The organism is Hallerella porci (assembly GCF_003148885.1).
In the GTDB taxonomy this organism is placed as follows: domain Bacteria; phylum Fibrobacterota; class Fibrobacteria; order Fibrobacterales; family Fibrobacteraceae; genus Hallerella; species Hallerella porci.
This window is the reverse complement of record NZ_QGHD01000059.1, coordinates 1-2,125: the sequence shown is the minus strand read 5'-3', so window position 1 is coordinate 2,125 and position 2,125 is coordinate 1. Positions and strand designations below refer to the sequence as shown.

Annotated in this window: 3 protein-coding genes; all 3 read left to right on the top strand. The window is 37.5% G+C overall.

Going from position 1 to position 2,125, the window contains the following annotated elements; genetic code table 11:
• Window positions 1-245: 245 nt before the first annotated feature.
• From B0H50_RS13410 to B0H50_RS12895, 3 genes are read left to right on the top strand one after another with little or no spacing between them, the layout of a single operon-like run.
• Window positions 246-434 (top strand): hypothetical protein, encoded by a 189-nt coding sequence (locus tag B0H50_RS13410; RefSeq protein WP_158275931.1) that lies wholly within the window; start codon window positions 246-248, stop codon window positions 432-434.
• Complete coding sequence (locus tag B0H50_RS12900) at window positions 388-1,146, top strand: hypothetical protein (RefSeq protein WP_109587919.1); 759 nt, start codon at window positions 388-390, stop codon at window positions 1,144-1,146. Before B0H50_RS13410 ends, B0H50_RS12900 begins: the two co-directional genes overlap by 47 nt.
• Window positions 1,147-1,154: 8 nt before the next feature.
• Window positions 1,155-1,889: a hypothetical protein gene (locus tag B0H50_RS12895; protein ID WP_109587918.1), complete on the top strand. Its 735-nt coding sequence runs from the start codon at window positions 1,155-1,157 to the stop codon at window positions 1,887-1,889.
• The last annotated feature ends 236 nt before the right edge of the window (window positions 1,890-2,125 follow it).

The window sequence follows — 2,125 nt, the reverse complement described above, 5'->3', positions numbered from 1 at the left end:
AAATCGAGTTGAAAAAACATCGCTTTGATTTTGCTTTTCGCTTCTTCAATTTTGAAATTTCAAAGCTCTTTTTTTAGCTAACAAAAACTAAATGAAACAGTTTATTTGACAGAACCTGCGAACGCATCGAAAAACTTTGCAAATGCAGCGCGTATTTTCCGAAAGTCGATTCGCAAGCTGTCGATACTTTGTCTGCCGATACGAGCGCTCAGCAACTTTCCCCGCTCCAATTAAAATTTCTGCGAGTGAATAACGTTTACCAAAATGCGGAATCCGTTTTCCAATTTTGCGACACCGTTTCTTACTGCAGAATTGAATTGCGCCTTGATACTCTCACCTTTAAAATTCAAACTTTAAAATTGGCGCCCGAAGAAATTTCTGCGCCCGTTGAAACTTATCGCGGTTATCCCCGAAGACATCCCCGCAGAAAGTGATTCGCTAAATGACTCCGAAAATTTTGCCTCCGATACCACAGAAGCGGATTCCTTGGAAGAGCCCCAAGAAGAACAAACTTTTTACACGGGCATTCTTTTAGAATTCGGAAAACACGAAGAAACAATTGACATTTACCATTATCGGAATTTTCACGATACCGACGAAAATGCCTTGGACATGACCATCGGTTATGCCGTCCGAAAATATTTTAATCGCTATCTCAGTTTACAATCGGGATTAAATTACACCGTGACATTAAGCTCCTTCTATGATGAATTTTGGTATCATGGATATGTTTATAACTATGACTATTCTGGTAGGTATATCTATAAAGATGTAGAAAATGCGGCCAATTTAGACATCACGTTAATTCGTCATTCTTTAGAAATTCCTTTGCAAATTCGTTTTGGAAAATCCTTTTTTGCTTCTTATAGTTTAATTATTCGAAAGCCTTTATTCTCAATTTATTCAATTGAAGGAGATGCTAATTATCCTGTTTATAACGAACCATCGGATAGAACAACGATTAAAGAAAACGCAAAACGTGATTGGGAATTTTACAGCTACTTAGGAGTTGGCTATGAAATTTCTCGGGTATTTTCCGTTGAATTAAAATTAGCCGGTCTGGGTATTTCGCATTCAACAGCCGAAGAATTGGATGTCGATAACGGCGGATTTTCGTTCAGAACCACGATGAGCTTTGTTTGGTAGAGGTTTATATGAAAAGAACAATTCTTTTATTCAGCATTTTTGCATTCGCAAATTTATTCACCGCATGCTCTAATGATAATCCATTAGATGCCATTGAACCATCGCTTAACGAAGTAAATGAAGCCATTGCAGAAACAAAAAATCAAGAATATCAAGCGCATTTAGAACGCTGCCAAAACAATTATTACAATGCTTATGGCGTGCTTGTAGAATACGAACCAAATTGTCCGCTTCCACAAAGTTCGTCGTCTAGCTATAGCCATTATGATTACTATTCGAGTTCTTCTTCGTACTATTATTATTCAAGTTCATCTTCTGCAAAATCTTATTTGACAACGGCAAAAACGATGAAGTTCACGATGACTTATTACTACCAGCGGAGTTCTAATTGGGACGGTTTAGGGGATACAGGCGATCCGCGAATTTCTTTCTCTGTTAACTTTTATGATCAATATGGAACCTTATTAAAAAACTCGGGCACAGGAACCCTTTTAGAGAAAGATGATTGTAGTATTTGGAGAGGAACAAGCAGCACCACTCTTACCGCTCCAATCAATACCTATAAAATAAAAGTCATCCCCAAGGTAATTGATGCAGATGTTTGGTCAAATGATGATGATTATTCCTCGGGATATTCTTATTCAAAAGAAGAAGTCGGTTACTTAGAAGATTATGAAATCGTGGAGCAAAATGATTCTCATAATTCCGCCGCCGATGTTAACTGGGAATGGTATTTGTATTAAAAAAAATGGCGCATGGAATGCGCCATTTTTCACAGTTAGGCATTTCAAAAGATTTTAATTTTCGCCAAGTCCCAAAGTGGAAAATCCGATTCCTGCAAGATTTTTCGAAAGAGGGAATGCCCGCTTGGATTCAATTTATAATTATTAGTGTCCGGTAAAAAATATAGCCAAAAATAAAAATGGCAGGCTCCTCAGACGAAGAACCTGCCCGTTTTGTTTTTACCTTGTAATTACCA